This is a genomic window from Streptomyces monashensis (assembly GCF_001866665.1).
In the GTDB taxonomy this organism is placed as follows: domain Bacteria; phylum Actinomycetota; class Actinomycetes; order Streptomycetales; family Streptomycetaceae; genus Streptomyces; species Streptomyces monashensis.
In genome coordinates, this window is sequence record NZ_MLYO01000074.1 from 1 (window position 1) to 17,013 (window position 17,013).

A 17,013-nucleotide genomic window follows, 5' to 3' on the forward strand; every position below is an offset into this window, starting at 1 on the left:
GGAACCGCTTACTCAAGGATTAGGAACGCTGCATGCGCATCGGACTGCTGGGGACGGGCCCGTGGGCCCGGGCTGCCTACGCCCCCGCGCTCGCCAGACACACCGCCCTCAGGTTCGCGGGGGTGTGGGGGCGCCGGCCGGAGGCAGCCAGGGAACTGGCGGGTCGGTACGACGTCCCGGCGTACGACGACGTGGACGCGCTGCTGGCCGACGTGGACGCGGTGGCGGTGGCCCTGCCGCCGTCCGTACAGGCCGAGTTGGCGGTACGGGCGGCGCGGGCGGGCCGTCATCTGCTGCTGGACAAGCCGCTCGCGGTGTCGGTCGCCGAGGGCCGGGCCGTCGTGGCGGCGGCGGAGCGGGCCGGGGTGGCGTCCGTGGTGTTCTTCACCGCGCGCTTCCAGAAGGAGCCGGAGGCCTGGATCGAGGAGCAGGCGGCCGTGGCGGGCTGGTTCACGGCGCGGGCGCAGTGGCTGGGGGCGGTGTTCACGTCCGACAGCCCGTTCGCGGCGTCACCGTGGCGACGCGAGAAGGGAGCTCTCTGGGACGTGGGCCCACACGCGCTGTCCGTCCTGCTCCCCGTGCTCGGCGATGTACGGCAGGTGCCGGCGGCGGCACACGGTCCGGCGGACACCGTGCACCTGGTCCTCGACCATGCCACCGGCGCCTCCAGCACCGTGACCCTGAGCCTGACGGCGCCACCGGCGGCGGCCGGGGCCGACGTGGAACTGCGGGGCGAGGCGGGCACGGCCCAGCTGCCCGGCAGCTCGGAGGGCGCGGTCCCCGCCCTCGCGCGGGCCGCCGACGCCCTCCTGACCGCCGTCCGCACCGGCCGCCCCCACGCCTGCGACGCGTCCTTCGGCCTCCGCGTCACCGAGATCCTCTCGGCCGCGCAGGCCCGCCTGTCCGACAGCGGGGAGTAGCCCCCGAGGGGGCTCCGCGCCCGGCGGGAGGCCCCGGCTGGGGGTGCGGCGTAGCTTGGGGATGTGGGATCGGTGCGCGACCGGATGTCGCGCGGGGACCGGGAGAGACGCGGCTGGTTGCGTGGGGCGCCGCCGCCGTGGTGGGTGAGGGTGCTGCCCGTCGCGCTGCTCGTGGCGGTCAGCGCGGCGACACTGGTCACCCCGCACGCCCGCGACCTCGGCTTTCTGCTCGGTGCCATTCCGCCGCTGTCCGTCCTGTCGTACGGCCCGCTGGCCACCGGCGTGCTCGGCGTCGGCGTGGTCGTGGCGCTGAACGTCCCGGCCACGCATCTGAACCGGCCGGGCAACACCGATCTGCTCACCATCGTGTTCGTGGCCGCGCTGAGCGTGTTCGTGTCGTACGTGCGCAGTCACCGCGACGCCCAGCTGGACGAGGAGCGGGAGATCGGCGAGGCGGTGCAGCGCGCCGTGATGCCGCCGCTGCCGACGCGGGTCGGGCGCGTCGGGTGCACGGGCTTCTACCAGGCCGCGCAGAACGGGACTCTGGTGGGCGGCGACTTCTTCGACGTGCGCGACGGGCCGTACGGGGTGCGCGCGGTGATGGGGGACGTACGGGGGCACGGACTGGCGGCCGTCGCGACCGTGGTGTCGCTGCTCGGCGCCTTCCGGGAGGCGGTGCTGGACCAGCCGGACCTGGAGTCCGTGGCGGCGCGGATGGACCGCAGGCTGGCGGTGGACGCGGCCGGCGTGCCGAACGGGGAGTTGTTCGCCACCGGGGTGCTGATGGAGTTCCCCGCCGACGGGCGCGCGGTGCACGTGGTGGCCTGCGGTCATCCGGCGCCCGTGCTGCTGGACGGGGAGCGCGCCCTGGAGGTGACCGTCGCGCCGGGGCCGCCGCTGGGGCTGGCGCTGGTCGGCGTCGAGCCGCCGAAGGAGGTCACCGTGGCGCTCGGCCCGGGCGACCGGCTGTTCCTGGCCTCCGACGGGGTGTGGGAGGCGCGGGCACGGGACGGGGGTGGCGCCTTCTATCCGCTGCCGGCCCGGCTGGCCGCCCTGTCCGGCTCGGCCTCCGCCGAGCTGCCCGGACTGGTCTGGCAGGACCTCGCCCGGCTGGGCTACGAGGTCCGCGACGACGTCACCATGCTGGTGCTGGCCCCCGACCCGCCACCGGGTCGGACCGCTCCCCGCGGGGGTGCGTCCCCGAAAGGGTGACACGCCTCTTCGCCTCGATCCCCAACTGACGAACCGCTGGCCGGAGTTCGAACGAACCAGCTCAAACGCCATGCCGCGCCACCCCTTCCGCCAGGTAGAAATATCTACGAGCATGCATATGCCGGGTTGCGGTGCGGGCGCACGACGTACGGCGTACCCGGCCATGGCCGTCCCCTGCACCGAGGCAGGCGGGCGAGGACACCCGGAGCAGTGCATGACGAACACGATGTGGACGCGGGGCGTGGAGTGGCTGGCCGCTGCGGCGGCGGACCCCCGCTCCTGCAAACGGGAGTGGGATCACGGGGAGGGCATCGCACTGCTGGAGGTCGGCCGCTTCTGGGACGTGCTGAGCGTTCCCGACCAGCTCGGCCTGCTCGCCCTGGACCTGCTGTGGCGGCCCGGGGCGGCCGCGCCGGGCCCGACGCTGGTCGACACGGCGGCGGGGCGGGTGGGGTTCTTCCTGCCGCCGGACCCGTCCGGGGGCTGGGTGGGCGCGGGACTGCGGTACGCGACCAAGGGGGCCTGGGTCGCCGTACCGCCGCCGTACCGGCCCGCGCGCTTCCTGGAGTGGCTCGTCCCGCCCGACGGCACCGGCACGCTGCACGCGCCCGGTGCCCTCGAAGAGGCGCTGCGGCAGGCCAACGGCACACTCGCCGTACTCGCTCCGCTGGGCGAGCGGTGACCGGTCAGGTCCGCTCGGCCGCGGGCCGCGCCCGCGGGGCGAATCCGCGCACGACGGCGAACAGCACGTCCGGTTCCGCGGGCACGGCCCGCCCGTGCGCCCGCCACTCGACGACGAGCCGGGCGTAGATCGGCTCCCGGGCCCGGTCCGGCTGCTCGGACCGGTCCGTCCGGCGCGTCGGTTCCAGCCGGTCCACCCGGCGCAGCTGCTCCAGCCGGTCCATCCGGTCCAGGCGGTACGCCGGGTTCAAGCGGTCCGAGCCGTCCAAGCGGTCCATGCCGGGGCAACGCGCCGGAGCCGCCGTCGGTACGCCCGGCCGCCGCGGCTCACCGGGTCGGGTGAGCTCGTCGCTCGAACGAGGCACCGTACCCGTCGTACAAGCATCCCGTCGGCACCCGTCCGGCCCAACGGGCGGTGCGGGGCGGGCTCTCCTATGCTGGGGAGGTCCGGGCCAGGCCTCCCGCTCACCGCACGTTCCGCTCTCACGTGCTTGGAGTCAGCCCATGTCGCAATCGTCCGCACGCCTGCTGAGGGGAGCGGCGGTCGCCGTCACGGTGGGGACGCTGATCGCACCACTCACCGCGGGCCCCGTACAGGCGGCACCGGCCGCCGTTCCCGCCGCCCTCGCCACCGGCTCGCCCAGCCCCACGCCCTCGGGACCGGAGGTCCGTGACCTCACACCCGACGTCGCCCGCCGGCTCGACACCGCCGTGCAGCAGGCGATGCACACGGCGGACATCCCCGGCGCGACCGTCGGCATCTGGACGCCGGGGCAGTCGAGTTACATCCGCTCGTTCGGGGTCGCCGACCGCAGCACGGGCCGGAAGATGACCCCGAACCTGTTCATGCGCATCGGCAGCGAGACCAAGACGTTCACCGTGTCGGCACTGCTTCAGCTCGTGGACCAGAAGAAGGTCGGTCTGGACGACCCGATCGGCACGTACGTCGACGGCGTCCCGGGCGGCGACAAGATCACGCTGCGTCAGCTCGCGGGGATGCGCAGCGGACTGTACAACTACTCCGAGGACCGGGACTTCGTCAGGGCCCTGACCTCGAACCCGCAACAGTCCTTCACACCCCGGCAGTTGCTCGGCTACTCCTTCAAGCACCGGGCGCTGTTCCAGCCCGGGCAGAAGTTCTCGTACTCCAACACCAATCTGATCCTGCTCGGTCTGGTGGTGGAGAAGGCGAGCGGGCAGCGCCTCGGGGACTACATCAGGCAGCACGTCACCGACCCGGCCGGCATGAAGGACACGGTCTTCCCGACCGGCAACGAGCTCCCGCGCCCGCACGCGCAGGGCTACACGAAGCAGACGGCGAACGGCAAGGTCGCCGACGCGACCAACTGGAACCCGTCCTGGGGCTGGGCGGCCGGCGCGATGATCTCCAAGCTCGAGAACCTGCGCGTCTGGGCGCCGACGGTCGCCACCGGCGAGTTCCCCGACGGCCGGCGGATGATCAGTGCCGCCACCCAGGAGCAGCGGCTGAACACCCCGCAGACCGATTCCGTCAAGGGCGCCGGCTACGGCCTCGGCATCTTCGACGTACAGGGCTGGATCGGCCACAACGGCTCCCTGCCGGGCTACGAGTCCCTGACGGTCTATCTGCCGTCGACACGGACGACACTCGTCGTGCTCCTCAACACCGACACCGCGTACCAGGGGCAGGAGCCCAGCACGGTGGTGGGCAAGGCGATCACGACGATCATCTCCCCCGCGCACGTCTACAACCTGCCGCGCACACCCACCGGTTGAGCGGACGAGGCCGCGGGGCTCCGACCGGTCCCCCGTTCCGGTCGCGCCCCGCGCAACACTGAACCTAGGTACGAGAGGCGGTCCGGGGTAGTGCACCGGTGCCCGGCGGGGCCCGCCCGGCACTCACCCGTGCACAGGTGAGTCCGGTTGGTCCCGGTTCGTCACGCCGAGTTCGGGGACGGGCAGTTCACCGACGACGAGGTGGGCGAGGACGGTCTCGTACAGATCGGTGCCGCCGGCCGTCAACCGGCGCTCCAGGACCGGCTCGGCGGAGCGGACGTGCTCGCGTACGGTCTGGGCGTGGACGCCGAGCGAGCAGGCCGCGCGTTCGGCGTGCGCGTCCGCGGCGATCCAGGCGCGCAGGGTGCCGCGCAGGTCCCGGCCGTCCGCGTCGAGCCGGCCGAGGAGGCCCTCGGCCCAGGCGCGCAGTGCCCGCGTGCCGAACAGGTCCGTGAGCCCGTCCCGGTCCGCCGGGCGGGCCGCGGGGCCGCCGGGGTCGTACGGGCCGTGCGCCGCCTCGGTGTTGAGCGCGACGTGCGCGACGGCGCGGACGGCCAGCCGGGAGAAGTCGGCGCCGAGCAGCCCGGCGACCCGGTCCATCCGGGCGCGGACGGTGTTCCGGCTGACGCCGAGCACCTTGGCCGCGCTGACGGCGGTGAACTCCAGGCCCAGCCCGGTGGTGGCGAGGAGTTCGGCGCGCACGTGGTGCGGCAGCGCGTCCAGCGGGCGGAGCACCGCACCGGCCCAGGCGCGCAGTCCGGCCGGGTCCATGAGCTGGGCGGGGCGGGTGCGGGCGGCGTAGACCGCGGACCGTTCGGGCCGGAAGTGGGCGACGGCGAGGGCGGTGACGGCCTGGCCGTAGGCGGTGGCGGTGAGCGCGAGGCGCTGGCGGGGGCTGCCGCCGAGGAAGGTGCCGGGGCGGCCGGTGACGAGGGACCGCAGCCGCTCCCCGACCTCGGTCGACGGGCCGACGACGATGACGTGTCCGTCCATCGCGGGGCAGCGCACGACGAGCGCCCGGCCCGCGGTGGCGTCGGCGCAGGCCTCGGCGAGCCGGTCCCGTTCGGCGGCGGTGGTCTCGACGACGTAGACGCGGGCGGTGTCCTCCTCCAGCAGTCCGGGCCAGAGCCCGGCGGCGACGCGGCGGGCGGAGACGGTGTCCTCCACCATCAGCAGTTGCAGGATCGCCAGCCGCAGGTCGGCCGTGGCCCGCCGCAGCCGCCGCCCCGAGTCCACCAACTCCCGCTCCCTGAGCAGCAGTTCCAGCACTGCGGACGTGTGGTTGAGGATCTCCGCGGTGTGCCGGTCGAAGGGCGCCGGGCGGGCCAGCGCCAGCACCGCGCCCGCCGCCGGGCCGGGTCCGGGATGCCGTATCCCGACCAGGCGAACGTGTCGTACGCCGTCCTCCAGGGCCGCGGCGGCGACCCGGCCGGCACAGACGTCGGCGACCACGGTGGTGTCGAGCGGCAGGCGCTCACCGGCGAGCAGGCGGCCGTGGGCGTCCAGGAGGCACACGATCGCCCCGGTGCTGCGGGCGAGCCAGGCGACGAGGCGGCCGAGATCGCGGCCGGCGGGCCGCAGGTGGTCCAGCAACTGCTGCGCCCAGGCGCCGTCGCCGCCGTACGGCCGCGCTGGCGGGGCACTCTCGTCCGATGGGCCGGCCACGTCCTTCCACCCCTCCTCGTCTCCGCGCTGACCTGCGCATACGCATCCGGCACGTTACCCGAAGGGGCCCGCTCGCGTCCCCTGCCGACGGGCACCGCGGACATGACTCCGCCGACGGCCCGGGGGGTGGGCCGTCGGCGGAGTCGCGGCGCCCGGGGCCGGGGGGGGGTGGCCCTGAGCGTCTCAGAGAGCGGATGCCCCGGAATCCGGGACGTACGCGCGTAACCTCGGGAGACTTTCGAGGCGGGGGGTGCACGGATCTCCCCCGGACCCGGCCGGTGCGCGCGGGACGCATGGGGCGGCATAAGCTCGACGGGTGGCGAAGTACTTCGACGTGCACCCCGACAACCCGCAGCCGCGCAGCATCGCCCAGATCGCGGACGCGGTTCGTTCCGACGCGCTCATCGCATACCCGACCGACTCCTGTTACGCGCTGGGCTGCCGGCTGGGCAGCAAGGACGGCATGGACCGCATCCGCGCCATCCGCCATCTGGACGACCGGCACCACTTCACCCTGATGTGCCGGGACTTCGCGCAGCTCGGCCAGTTCGTACGGGTGGACAACGACGTCTTCCGGGCCGTGAAGGCGTCCACCCCCGGCAGCTACACCTTCATCCTCCCGGCCACCCGCGAGGTGCCGCGCAAGCTGATGCACCCGAAGAAGAAGACAGTGGGTGTGCGCATCCCCGACCACGTGGTCACCCAGGCGCTGCTGGCGGAGCTGGGCGAGCCGCTGCTGTCCAGCACGCTGCTGCTGCCGGACGAGGAGGAGCCGCCGACCCAGGGCTGGGAGATCAAGGACCGGCTCGACCACGTGGTGGACGCGGTGGTGGACTCCGGCGAGTGCGGCACCGAGCCGACGACGGTCGTGGACTTCTCCGGCGGCGAGGCGGAGATCGTCCGGCGGGGCGCCGGGGACACCGGCCGCTTCGAGTGACCGGGGCGGCCGCACGGCACACCCGGCGCGGCACCGCCGATCTTGCGTGGCAGCATGGGCCGTAGCCGGCGCCGGGGGGCGGCCGCCGCCCGGCGCCCCATTCCCCAGGGAGGCTTGCTCACCATGACCGATCTCCGGCGAACCGACCTCGACATCCCGACCGAGGACGGCGTCGCTGACGCCTACCTCGTGCGCCCCGCGGACGGGGAGCCCCGCCCGGGTGTGCTGCTCTACCAGGACGCCTACGGCTTGCGCCCGCACCTGAAGAAGATGGCCGACCGGCTGGCCGCCGCCGGCTACACGGTGCTGGTGCCCAACGTGACCTACCGCGTCGGCCGGGCGCCGGTCGTCGAACTGCCCGACTTCAAGGACCTGTCCGCCGATCCGACCATCTGGGAGAAGCTCGGCCCGATCGTGTCCGCCCTGAACCCGGGGATGATCGAGCGGGACTCCGCCGCCTATCTGCGCTGGATGGCCGACAGCCCGCTGGTCACCGACGGGCCGGTCGGCATCACCGGCTACTGCATGGGCGCCCGGCTCGCCCTGTGGACGGCCGCGGCGCATCCGGACCGGGTGGCGGCCGCGGCCGGGTTCCACGGTGGGGCACTCGCCACCGACGACCCGGCCAGCCCGCACCTGGGCGCCGGGCGCATCACGGCGGAGCTGTACCTCGGGCACGCCGACAACGACCCCTCGCTGCCGCCGGAGCAGATCGAGCGCCTCGAGAAGGCCCTGACCGAGGCCGGGGTCCGGCACACCTGCGAGGTCTACCCGGGCGCCCGGCACGGCTACACGCAGGAGGACACCAGCGCGTACGACGAGGAGGCCTACGAGCGGCACTGGACGGCCCTGCTCGGTCTGCTGGAGCGCACCTTCTGACACCGGCTCACCCACCGGACACCGACCGGCTCCCGGCGCCCGCCGCACCGCGGGTGCCGGGAGCCGATCTCGTTCCACGCATTGACATGCACGCGGTTGCACCACGAGTCTGAGAGCGCTCTCAGAACTGGTACGGACCAATATCCGTACCACCCCGACCCCACACGGAGGTATGGAGAGTGCCGCATCAACTCACGCGCCCCGCGCTGCCCTTGGCGGCCGTGGCGGCCCTGGTCGGCGGAGCGCTCGCCCTCGGCGCCCCGGACCGCGCCGGCGCCGCCGTCCCCGACACCCTCGCGCTGACGATCACCAACGACTCGGGCCGCTCCGAACCGGTCTACGTCTACGACCTCGGCACCCAGCTCTCCTCCGGAGCGCAGGGCTGGGCCGACGCGAACGGCGCCTTCCACGCCTGGCCCGCGGGCGGCAATCCGCCGACCCCCGCGCCGGACGCGTCGATCGCGGGCCCCACACCCGGCCGGTCGACCACCATCCGGATACCGAAGTTCTCCGGCCGGATCTACTTCTCCTACGGCCAGAAGCTGGACTTCCGGCTCACCACCGGCGGACTCGTCCAGCCCGCCGTGCAGAACCCGTCCGACCCGAACCGGGACATCCTCTTCAACTGGTCCGAGTACACGCTGAACGACTCGGGGCTGTGGCTCAACAGCACCCAGGTGGACATGTTCTCGGCGCCGTACGCGGTCGGGGTGAAGCGGGCCGACGGCAGCGTGAGCACCACCGGCCATCTCAAGTCCGGTGGCTATACCGGCTTCTTCGACGCCCTGCGCGCACAGTCCGGCGGCTGGTCCGGACTGGTCCAGACCCGCTCCGACGGCACCGTGCTGCGTGCGCTGTCCCCGCTGTACGGCGTGGAGACGGGTGCCCTGCCGGCGAACGTGATGGACGACTACGTGAGCCGGGTCTGGCAGAAGTACGCGACCAGCACGCTGACCGTGACGCCGTTCGCGGACCAGCCGGACACCAAGTACTTCGGGCGGGTCTCGGGGGACGTCATGAACTTCACGGACGCCTCGGGCACGGTCGTCACCAGCTTCCAGAAGCCGGACGCGGACAGCGTCTTCGGCTGCCACAAGCTGCTCGACGCGCCGAACGACAACGTCCGCGGTCCCATCTCCCGCACGCTGTGCGCCGGTTTCAACCGTTCGACCCTGCTGACGAGTTCGAACCAGCCGGACACCACGCCCGGCGACTTCTACCACGACGCGGTGACCAACCAGTACGCCCGCGCGGTCCACGGCCAGATGGCCGACGGCAAGGCCTACGCGTTCGCCTTCGACGACGTCGGCAACCAGGAGTCGCTGGTGAACGACGGCGCTCCGCAGCAGGCGTACCTCACGCTGGACCCGCTGAGCTGACGGCGGCCTCACCTGCCGCGGTCCCGCACCAGGGGTGCGGGACCGCGTCCGTGCGGGCTCACGGCTGCCGGATCAGCCGGTCGTCAGGGCGGTGCCGTCCACGACGAAGCCGGTCTGCAGCGAGACGTCCTCCACGCCGTTGAACTTCAGCGTGGCCGTCGGGCCCGCCGGCGAGGAGGTGCGATGCGCTGGGGAGAAATGTCAGCCTCGACCCGCACATGTCAGCCACGAGGTGACCATTCGAGGTCGGTCGCTGACCTGCCGGGACGGAATCGGCGACTCCGCCGCCCCGGGCGGAGAGCGACCGGCTCGGACGGCTGCTCGACGCCCTGCGGCCGACAGGGCGAAGGACCCGGCGGATGCGGTGCGTGACAGGATTGCCGATCATGAGCAGCGAACAGAGCGAGCGGCCCGTTGCCCTGGTCACCGGATCCACGTCGGGGATCGGCGAGGCCGTGGCGCGGCGGCTGGCGGCCGACGGCATGCGGGTGGTCGTGCACTCGCGCAGCAGCACGCGGGCCGGCGAGGCCCTGGCGACCGAGCTGGGCGGCGCCTACGTACGGGCCGACCTGGAGGCGGAGGACGAGACGCGCGGGCTGGTCGAGGCCGCGCTCGGCCGGTACGGGCGGCTGGACGTGCTGGTGAACAACGCCGGCGTCAGCTGGCCGATCCCGCACGCCGACCTGGCCGCCGCGACGCCGGCGGACTGGCGGCGGCTGCTGGAGGTCAACCTCATCGCGCCCTGGGTCCTGTGCACCGCGGCGCTTCCGGCGCTGCGCACGGCCCCCGGCGGCGGAAGCATCGTGAACATCACCAGCCACGCCGGGGTACGGCCCAAGGGTTCGTCGGTGCCGTACGCGGCGAGCAAGGCGGCGCTGAACCACGTGACCCGGCTGCTCGCCGCCGCGCTCGCACCGGACGTGCGGGTGAACGCGGTCGCCCCGGGCCTGGTGGACACGCCGATGACGCGGGACTGGACGCAGGCGCACGAACTGTGGCGCGAACGCGCCCCCATGCGCCGCCCGGCCCGGCCCGCCGACGTGGCCGGCCTGGTCGCGTCGGTGCTCGCCAGCACCTACCTGACCGGCGAGGTCATCCTGCTCGACGGCGGCCTGAACCTGACCTGACGCCCCGGGCCCCCGCCAACCCCCGCCGACCGGCGCGTTGTTACGGTGCAGGCGTGTCTGACTCCTCACGCGATACCGCACAGGGCGCCGGCTGGGGCTCGGCCGAGCCCGGTGCCTACAAGCAGCTGATGCCGGACCACGTCGAGAAGGTCTCCTGGCTCGATCCACGGACGCTGTGGGCCGCCCGCAACGGCGTGCTGGCGTCCTGGTTCGGCGATCCGACGGGCCGCACCCGCAGCCGCTGGGTCGCCCGCCGGGAGGCGGCCGGGGCGCCCGCGGACAAGGTGATCCGACGTGCGGTCCCCGACGTCTTCTCCTTCATGGTCGTCGGGGACACCGGCGAGGGCGACGACCCTCAGTACGCCGTCGTGCCGGGCTTTCTGAAGGCGAGTCAGGACACCGACTTCGCGGTGGTCACGAGCGACGTGATCTACCCCGTCGGCACCGCCGACGACTACCACGACAAGTTCTTCCGCCCCTACCAGGACTATCCCGCGCCGATCTACGCGATACCCGGCAACCACGACTGGTACGAGGACCTCGGCGCGTTCATGCGCGTCTTCTGCGCCGACACCCCGCCCCTCGACCCCGAGCCCCGGCCCCGTCCGCTCACCCCCGCCTGGTGGCGCGCCCTGCTGTGGCACCGTCCCGCCCCGACCGACGAGCAACGCCTCGCCGCCGCCCGGGAGTTGCGCGCGAAGCCCGGTCAGCGGGCCGAGCAGCCGGGGCCGTACTGGGCGATCGACGCGGGGCCCGTGCGGATCGTCGGCATCGACACCGGGCTGCTGGGCACGATCGACGCCGAACAGGGCTCCTGGCTGCGCGCGGTGTCCCGGGGACCGAAGCCGAAGATCCTCGTCACCGGTTCACCGCTGTACGTCGACGGCGAGCACCACCCGTGCGCCATCGAGGGCGGCGGCACGGTGGACGACATCGTCAGGGACCCGGAGCACCACTACGTGGCCGCGATCGGCGGTGACATCCACAACTACCAGCGATATCCGGTCGACGTGGACGGCCGCACCATCCAGTACGTGGTCTCCGGCGGCGGCGGTGCGTTCATGCACGCCACGCACACCATTCCGCGCGTGTCGGTCGGCGGTGTCACCGAGCGGGACTTCCGCTGCTATCCGCTGCGCGGCGACTCGCTGGCCTTCTACGGCCGCCTGTACGGCCGCCGGCTGCGCCTGCCCCGCTTCTTCGGCCTCACCGAGTCCGAGGCCACGGCCGTCGTCGCCGAGCGGCTCGGCATCGAGCCGGGGCGCGCGCCCGGTCCGGACGCCCGGGTGACCCGGCGCACCCGGCTGGTGGCGAGCCTGCTCGGCACGGGCGGCCGCCCGGACCGCACGTCCCGGTTCCGGCTGCCCGTGCGCAAGGCGTACACCTCGCTGTTCTCACCCGGCTCGGCCACCTACAGCCCGCCGTTCTTCAAGTGCTTCCTGCGACTCGACGTCGCCCCGGAGGAGGTCCGGCTGCGCTGCTTCGCCGCGACCGGCAACCGTGCGCAGGAGATCGATCCGCCGGTCGAGGACGAGGTCGTCATCCCGCTGAAGTGATCACACCGTTGTCACATCGGCCTGCCAGAATCGGGGCAGTGCCGGCGTACGACCGTTGGAGGAGCCCGTGCCGTCCACCCCACGCCCGCTGCGCAAGCTGGGCTTTCTCACCATCGGCCTGTTCGACGCCGCGGATCCGGCGCGGGGCCACGAGTCCACACTGGAGATCATCGAGCTGGGCGAGCGGCTGGGCTTCGACAGTGCCTGGGTCCGCCACCGCCACCTCCAGTACGGCATCTCCTCCCCGGTGGCGGTCCTCGCGGCGGCCTCCCAGCGCACCCGGCGCATCGAGCTGGGCACGGCGGTGATCCCGCTGGGCTGGGAGAACCCCCTGCGCCTCGCCGAGGACCTGGCGACCGTGGACCTGCTGTCCGGCGGCCGGCTGAACCCGGGCGTGAGCGTCGGCCCGCCGATGCACTACGACCACATCAAGCAGGCCCTGCACCCGGACACCGCCGACGCCGAGGACTTCTCCTACGAGCGGGTGCGGCGGCTGCTGGACTTCGTACGCGGCAAGCCCGCCAGCGACTTCAGCGGGGTCGAGGGCTTCGAGGTGTTCTCGGACGTGGTCCAGCCGCACTCCCCCGGCCTCGGCCGGCGGCTGTGGTACGGCGGCGCCAGCCTCGGCTCGGCGCGCTGGGCCGGTGAGCACGGGATGAACTTCCTGACCAGCAGTGTCGTCAAGGCCGAAGACCCGCACGGGGAGCCGGACTTCGCCGCGATCCAGCTGGGGCTGATCCGGGAGTTCCGCGCCCACCACCCCGACGGCGAGGCCGCCCGGGTCTCGCAGGGTCTGGTCGTGATCCCCACCGACTCCGCGAGCCCGGCGCAGCGTGCCAAGTACGAGGCCTACGCGGCCGAGCGCCTGCCCCGCACGGCCTCCCCGCAAGGCCCCGGGCGGCTGTTGTTCGCACCGGACCTGGTGGGCACCTCGGAGCAGATCGCCGAACGGCTGCAGGCGCACGCCGCGTTCCGCGAGGTCGACGAGGTCGCGTTCGCGCTGCCGTTCACCTTCGAGCACGAGGACTACGTCCAGATACTCACCGACATGGCGACGAACCTGGCCCCCGCCCTCGGCCGGCGCCCCGCGAGCTGACCGGCGCCCGCTCCTCGTCGCCGGGTCGGGGCTGATGGCATCCGTCGGACCGGCTCCGGAATCGATCGTGGCCCCTTTCGCGCCCGGGCACGTCGAACTCCCCGACGACCACCGGTCATCCCTACTGGTCCTCGACACGCTCCGATGCGGCGGCCTCCCCCGTCGGCGTGCTGAGGATGCCGAGGAGTTCCTCGCTGCGGCTGCCGGGCTCCGCGTGGAAGGCGACCTGGGGGTGGGTCAGATGGCTGGTGCGGCCGCGCCGGGGCCGCACCTCGCGCCGGGCCCGCAGCGTGCGGAAGCGTTCGCTGCGCAGGGACGGCTCGCCGACCGGGACCTGCCGCGAGCGGCGCCCGGGCCGTGGCGCGGTGGCGGGCCGGTCCTGGGCGAGCGAGACGAGGGGGGGCGGTGGCGTCGGCGTCCAGCCGCAGCACGCGCGCGATGGCTGCGGTCCCGGCCCTGCTCCAGCCGCAGGTAGTGGCCGGAGCTGATGCCGGCGAGCATCGCGACCTCCTCGCGGCGCAGCCCGCCGCCGGGCAGCCCCACGGGCCCCGGCGCAAGGTGGACGAAGAGGCCACCGGGGGAACAACGGCCCGGAGTGCAGCCGACCGGGCCGCACGTCTTCGGCCCGCCGAAGGACCGCGCCCGGGCGGTGGCGATCCTGCGCGCCGCACCGAGGTGGGCGCCCGCCGGGGTGCAGAACCTCTACAACCTGGCCAACCGGCGGGACGACGCGCTGCTGGGGCGTACGGCGGCGCTGGACATCGCGTTCGTGCCGTACTTCCCCCTCGGCGGCTTCACCCCGCTCCAGTCCGGGACGCCGGCCAAGGTCGCCGCCCGTCTGGAGGCCTCGTCGCAGCAGGCGGCACTGGCCTGACTGCTGCGCCGTTCCCCGAACATCGCGCTGATCCCCGGCACGTCGTCCCCGGAGCATCTGCGGGAGAACATCGCCGCCACGAGCCTGGAGCTGCCTGCGGACGCGCTGGCCGAACGGGACGGCATCGGGGGCTGACGGGCCGCCGGATGCGCGGGCCCTCGAGGGGTGATCCCCGCGGGGCGAGTACGGCACGGCCGGTGGCACAGGGCACCACGGATCCCCACCGGGCCCGCTCGATGCGCACCGGGCGTCCACTGGCGCCGGGCCCCGGTGGCACGCGACGTACGGTGATGCGCCGCGGGCCGGCCTGGACCCGGCAAGGGTGGAGCGCCACCGCACGGCGCAGGGCGTCCCGGCACGCGAGGACGGCGGGGTGTCGGCCGCGACCGCCGCGGACGACGGTGTACCGATCGAAGGCGCGAGCCGAGGCGCGGGACTTCCACGCCGCGCTGCCCGGCCACACACCTACCCCAGGACACCGCCTGGCGGGGTGACGAGCGGATCCCCGCCCGGATCGTGGAGCGCTGCTCCACCCTGCGCGCCGCGGTCGACGGACAGCTCGCGGCCGCGGGATCGATCAGGCCTCGGGCAGCGCCTGTTCGGCCCAGATGGTCTTGCCGCGGCCGGTCTGCCGGCTGCCCCAGCGCTGGGTGAGCTGGGCGACCAGGAGCAGTCCGCGGCCGCCCTCGTCGTAGTCGTTGGCCCGGCGCAGGTGCGGGGAGGTGGAACTGGCGTCGGAGACCTCGCAGATGAGGGCGCGGTCGCGGATCAGGCGGAGCTGGATGGGCGGTTCGCCGTAGCGGATGGCGTTGGTGACGAGTTCGCTGACGACGAGTTCGGTGACGAAGGCGGCCTCGTCCAGCCCCCATGCGGTGAGTTGTGCACCTGCCGCCTGCCGGAAGGTGGCGACCTCGGCGGGGTCGGGCGGCACGTCCCAGGTGGCGACGCGGTCGGCGCCGAGCGCGCGGGTGCGGACGAGGAGCAGGGCGACGTCGTCCCCGGGCTGGTGGGGCAGGACGGCCTTCAGGACGCTGTCGCACAGGGCGTCGAGGGAGCCCGCGGGTGCGGTCAGGGCCCGGCACAGGGCGTCGGTGGCGCCGTCGAAGTCCCGGTCGCGGTCCTCGAGCAGTCCGTCGGTGTAGAGCGCGACGACGGAGCCCTCGGGCAGGTCCAGTTCGGTCGCCTCGAACGGCAGTCCGCCGACGCCGAGCGGCGGTCCGGCGGTCATGGGGACGGTCTCGGCGGTGCCGCCGGGCAGGACGACGGCCGGGGCCGGGTGGCCGGCGGCGGCCAGGGTGAGCCGCCGCGAGACCGGGTCGTAGACGGCGTACAGGCAGGTGGCGCCGAGTTCGGCGACCTCCTCGCCGCTGTCCTCGGCGGCGAGCAGGAGAACCAGGTCGTCGAGGTGGGTGAGGAGTTCGTCCGGCGGCAGGTCGACGTCGGCGAGGGTGCGTACGGCCGTGCGCAGCCTGCCCATGGTGGCCGAGGACTGGATGCCGTGGCCCACCACGTCGCCCACGACCAGGGCGACCCGGCCGCCGGAGAGCGGGATGACGTCGAACCAGTCGCCGCCGATGCCGGCCAGCGAGCCGCACGGCAGGTACCGGTGGGCCACGTCGAGCGCGACCTGTCCGGACAGGCCGCGCGGGAGCAGGCTGTGCTGGAGGGCGAGGGCGGTGCTGCGCTCCCGGGCGAAGCGGCGGGCGTTGTCGATGCAGACGGCGGCGCGGCTGCCGAGTTCCTCGGCGAAGACCGCGTCGTCGGGGCCGTACGCGTCGGGGTGGGCCATGCGGACGCAGACCGCGACGCCGAGCGTGGTGCCGCGGGCACGCAGCGGCACCGCGAGCACGGAGTGGGCACCGTCGCGGAAGGGGCGGCCCTCGGGCGAGCGGAGGTTGCGCTCCTCGAGCCACTTCACGAACTCCGGCTCGCCGGCCTGGCTGAGGACGGAGTGGCCTTCACGCAGGGCGCTGGCGAGCGGTGAGCAGGGCTCGTAGGCGTCGGCCTCGCCGAGGTGCACTGCCGCGCCGGGGTTGCCCGCGTGGGTGGAGCCGTGGGCGACACGCCGGAGGGTGACGGGGCCGTCCGGGATCATCGGCGGCTCCTCCGTGCCGAGCACCCAGTCGAGCAGGTTCACGCTGGCGAAGTCGGCGTAGCGCGGCACGAGCAGTTCGACCAGTTCCTCGGCGGTGCGGACCACGTCGAGGGTCGTGCCGATGGCGGCCGCGGCCTCGTTGAGCAGGACCAGGCGTGCCTGGGCCCAGTACTGTTCGCTGCTGTCGAGGGCGGCGAGGGCGACCGCGGTCAGGGTGCCGGAGTCGTCGTGCAGGGGCCACATCTCCGTGGTCCAGGCGTGCTCCCGGTTGAGGGCGGGGGCGCCGGTGAAGCTCTCGTAGCGCAGCGCCCGGCCGGTCTCGGCGACCTGGCGCAGGTGAGCGAGGAAGCCGCGGCTGTGCTCGACGTCCTCGACGGTGTCCAGGAAGTGCCGGCCGATCAGCGCCTCCTCGGGGACGCCGAGGACGTGCCCGGCGGCGACGTTGGCGCGCAGGTAGTGCTGTTTGAGGTCGAAGACGGACATCGACATGGAGGCCTGCTCGAAGGCCTGGGCTGCCAGGGCCGTGGCGGGCGGGTGGGCCGTCACGACGAAACCGGCGGGCTCGCCGTCGGCGCCGTCCACGGGGAGCGCGGTGAGGGCCAGCGGGACACGGTGGCCGTCACGATGCCGCAGGACGACAGTGCCGGTCCGGGCGGCGAGGAGCTCGCCGGGGATGTCCTCGGCGAGCAGGCCGGCCGCCGGGCGGCCCACGACGTCCGCGGCCGGGTGGCCCGTGAGCTGTCGCGCGCCGTCGCTCCACCCGGTCACGGTGCCGACGGCATCGATGATCGCCACTGCGGCGACATGCTTCATACGCCCAAGGATGTTCCGATTGTT

General features: G+C 73.7%; 14 protein-coding genes and 2 pseudogenes. 11 read left to right on the forward strand and 5 right to left on the reverse strand.

The window, feature by feature from the left end:
* Nucleotides 1-32 precede the first annotated feature (32 nt).
* The 3 genes from BIV23_RS37270 to BIV23_RS37280 all read left to right on the forward strand — a co-directional run bounded on the left by BIV23_RS37270 (nt 33) and on the right by BIV23_RS37280 (nt 2,814).
* Nucleotides 33-920, forward strand: coding sequence for a Gfo/Idh/MocA family protein (locus tag BIV23_RS37270; protein WP_071385416.1), 888 nt, complete (start codon nt 33-35; stop codon nt 918-920).
* Between the two features lie 84 nt (nt 921-1,004).
* The gene (locus BIV23_RS37275; protein WP_177240177.1) at nt 1,005-2,132 is read left to right on the forward strand and encodes a PP2C family protein-serine/threonine phosphatase; all 1,128 of its coding nucleotides are present in this window, start codon (nt 1,005-1,007) and stop codon (nt 2,130-2,132) included.
* A 214-nt stretch (nt 2,133-2,346) separates the two neighbouring features.
* Nucleotides 2,347-2,814 (forward strand): hypothetical protein, encoded by a 468-nt coding sequence (locus BIV23_RS37280; RefSeq protein WP_071385418.1) that lies wholly within the window; start codon nt 2,347-2,349, stop codon nt 2,812-2,814.
* 4 nt (nt 2,815-2,818) lie between these two features.
* Here BIV23_RS37280 and BIV23_RS37285 read toward each other — a convergent pair whose 3' ends face one another.
* Entirely contained in the window at nt 2,819-3,091 is a 273-nt protein-coding gene (locus BIV23_RS37285) for a hypothetical protein (RefSeq protein WP_245790832.1), read from the reverse strand.
* 226 nt (nt 3,092-3,317) lie between these two features.
* Here BIV23_RS37285 and BIV23_RS37290 point away from each other — a divergent pair, with 226 nt between their 5' ends.
* On the forward strand, nt 3,318-4,568 hold the full coding sequence (locus BIV23_RS37290; RefSeq protein WP_071385419.1) for a serine hydrolase domain-containing protein: 1,251 nt from the start codon (nt 3,318-3,320) through the stop codon (nt 4,566-4,568).
* A 123-nt stretch (nt 4,569-4,691) separates the two neighbouring features.
* On the opposite strand, the gene BIV23_RS37295 is transcribed toward BIV23_RS37290, so the two are convergent.
* The gene (locus BIV23_RS37295) at nt 4,692-6,233 is read right to left on the reverse strand and encodes a helix-turn-helix domain-containing protein (protein WP_071385420.1); all 1,542 of its coding nucleotides are present in this window, start codon (nt 6,231-6,233) and stop codon (nt 4,692-4,694) included.
* Between the two features lie 316 nt (nt 6,234-6,549).
* Here BIV23_RS37295 and BIV23_RS37300 point away from each other — a divergent pair, with 316 nt between their 5' ends.
* The 6 genes from BIV23_RS37300 (at nt 6,550) to BIV23_RS37325 (ending at nt 13,207) form a co-directional block, all read left to right on the forward strand.
* The gene (locus BIV23_RS37300) at nt 6,550-7,170 is read left to right on the forward strand and encodes an L-threonylcarbamoyladenylate synthase (RefSeq protein ID WP_071385421.1); all 621 of its coding nucleotides are present in this window, start codon (nt 6,550-6,552) and stop codon (nt 7,168-7,170) included.
* 123 nt (nt 7,171-7,293) lie between these two features.
* Nucleotides 7,294-8,049, forward strand: a complete 756-nt coding sequence (locus tag BIV23_RS37305) for a dienelactone hydrolase family protein (protein WP_071385422.1) — start codon at nt 7,294-7,296, stop codon at nt 8,047-8,049.
* A gap of 179 nt (nt 8,050-8,228) precedes the next feature.
* A complete protein-coding gene (locus BIV23_RS37310; protein ID WP_071385423.1) occupies nt 8,229-9,428 on the forward strand; it encodes a glycoside hydrolase family 64 protein in 1,200 nt (399 codons plus the stop codon).
* 386 nt (nt 9,429-9,814) lie between these two features.
* Nucleotides 9,815-10,555, forward strand: a complete 741-nt coding sequence (locus tag BIV23_RS37315; protein ID WP_071385424.1) for an SDR family NAD(P)-dependent oxidoreductase — start codon at nt 9,815-9,817, stop codon at nt 10,553-10,555.
* Nucleotides 10,556-10,608: 53 nt separating this feature from the next.
* Nucleotides 10,609-12,111 (forward strand): metallophosphoesterase family protein, encoded by a 1,503-nt coding sequence (locus tag BIV23_RS37320; RefSeq protein WP_071385425.1) that lies wholly within the window; start codon nt 10,609-10,611, stop codon nt 12,109-12,111.
* A gap of 67 nt (nt 12,112-12,178) precedes the next feature.
* Nucleotides 12,179-13,207, forward strand: coding sequence for an LLM class flavin-dependent oxidoreductase (locus BIV23_RS37325; RefSeq protein ID WP_071385426.1), 1,029 nt, complete (start codon nt 12,179-12,181; stop codon nt 13,205-13,207).
* Nucleotides 13,208-13,328: 121 nt separating this feature from the next.
* On the opposite strand, the gene BIV23_RS50840 is transcribed toward BIV23_RS37325, so the two are convergent.
* A complete protein-coding gene (locus BIV23_RS50840) occupies nt 13,329-13,478 on the reverse strand; it encodes a hypothetical protein (RefSeq protein WP_177240175.1) in 150 nt (49 codons plus the stop codon).
* A 73-nt stretch (nt 13,479-13,551) separates the two neighbouring features.
* Nucleotides 13,552-13,765, reverse strand: a pseudogene (locus tag BIV23_RS54155) (transcriptional regulator); the annotation flags it as partial.
* Nucleotides 13,766-13,898: 133 nt separating this feature from the next.
* Between BIV23_RS54155 and BIV23_RS37330 the strand changes: the two are divergent.
* Nucleotides 13,899-14,216: pseudogene (locus BIV23_RS37330) on the forward strand (aldo/keto reductase); the annotation flags it as partial.
* 442 nt (nt 14,217-14,658) lie between these two features.
* Here the strand turns inward: BIV23_RS37330 and BIV23_RS37335 are convergent.
* A complete protein-coding gene (locus BIV23_RS37335) occupies nt 14,659-16,989 on the reverse strand; it encodes a SpoIIE family protein phosphatase (protein WP_071385427.1) in 2,331 nt (776 codons plus the stop codon).
* Between the last annotated feature and the right edge of the window lie 24 nt (nt 16,990-17,013).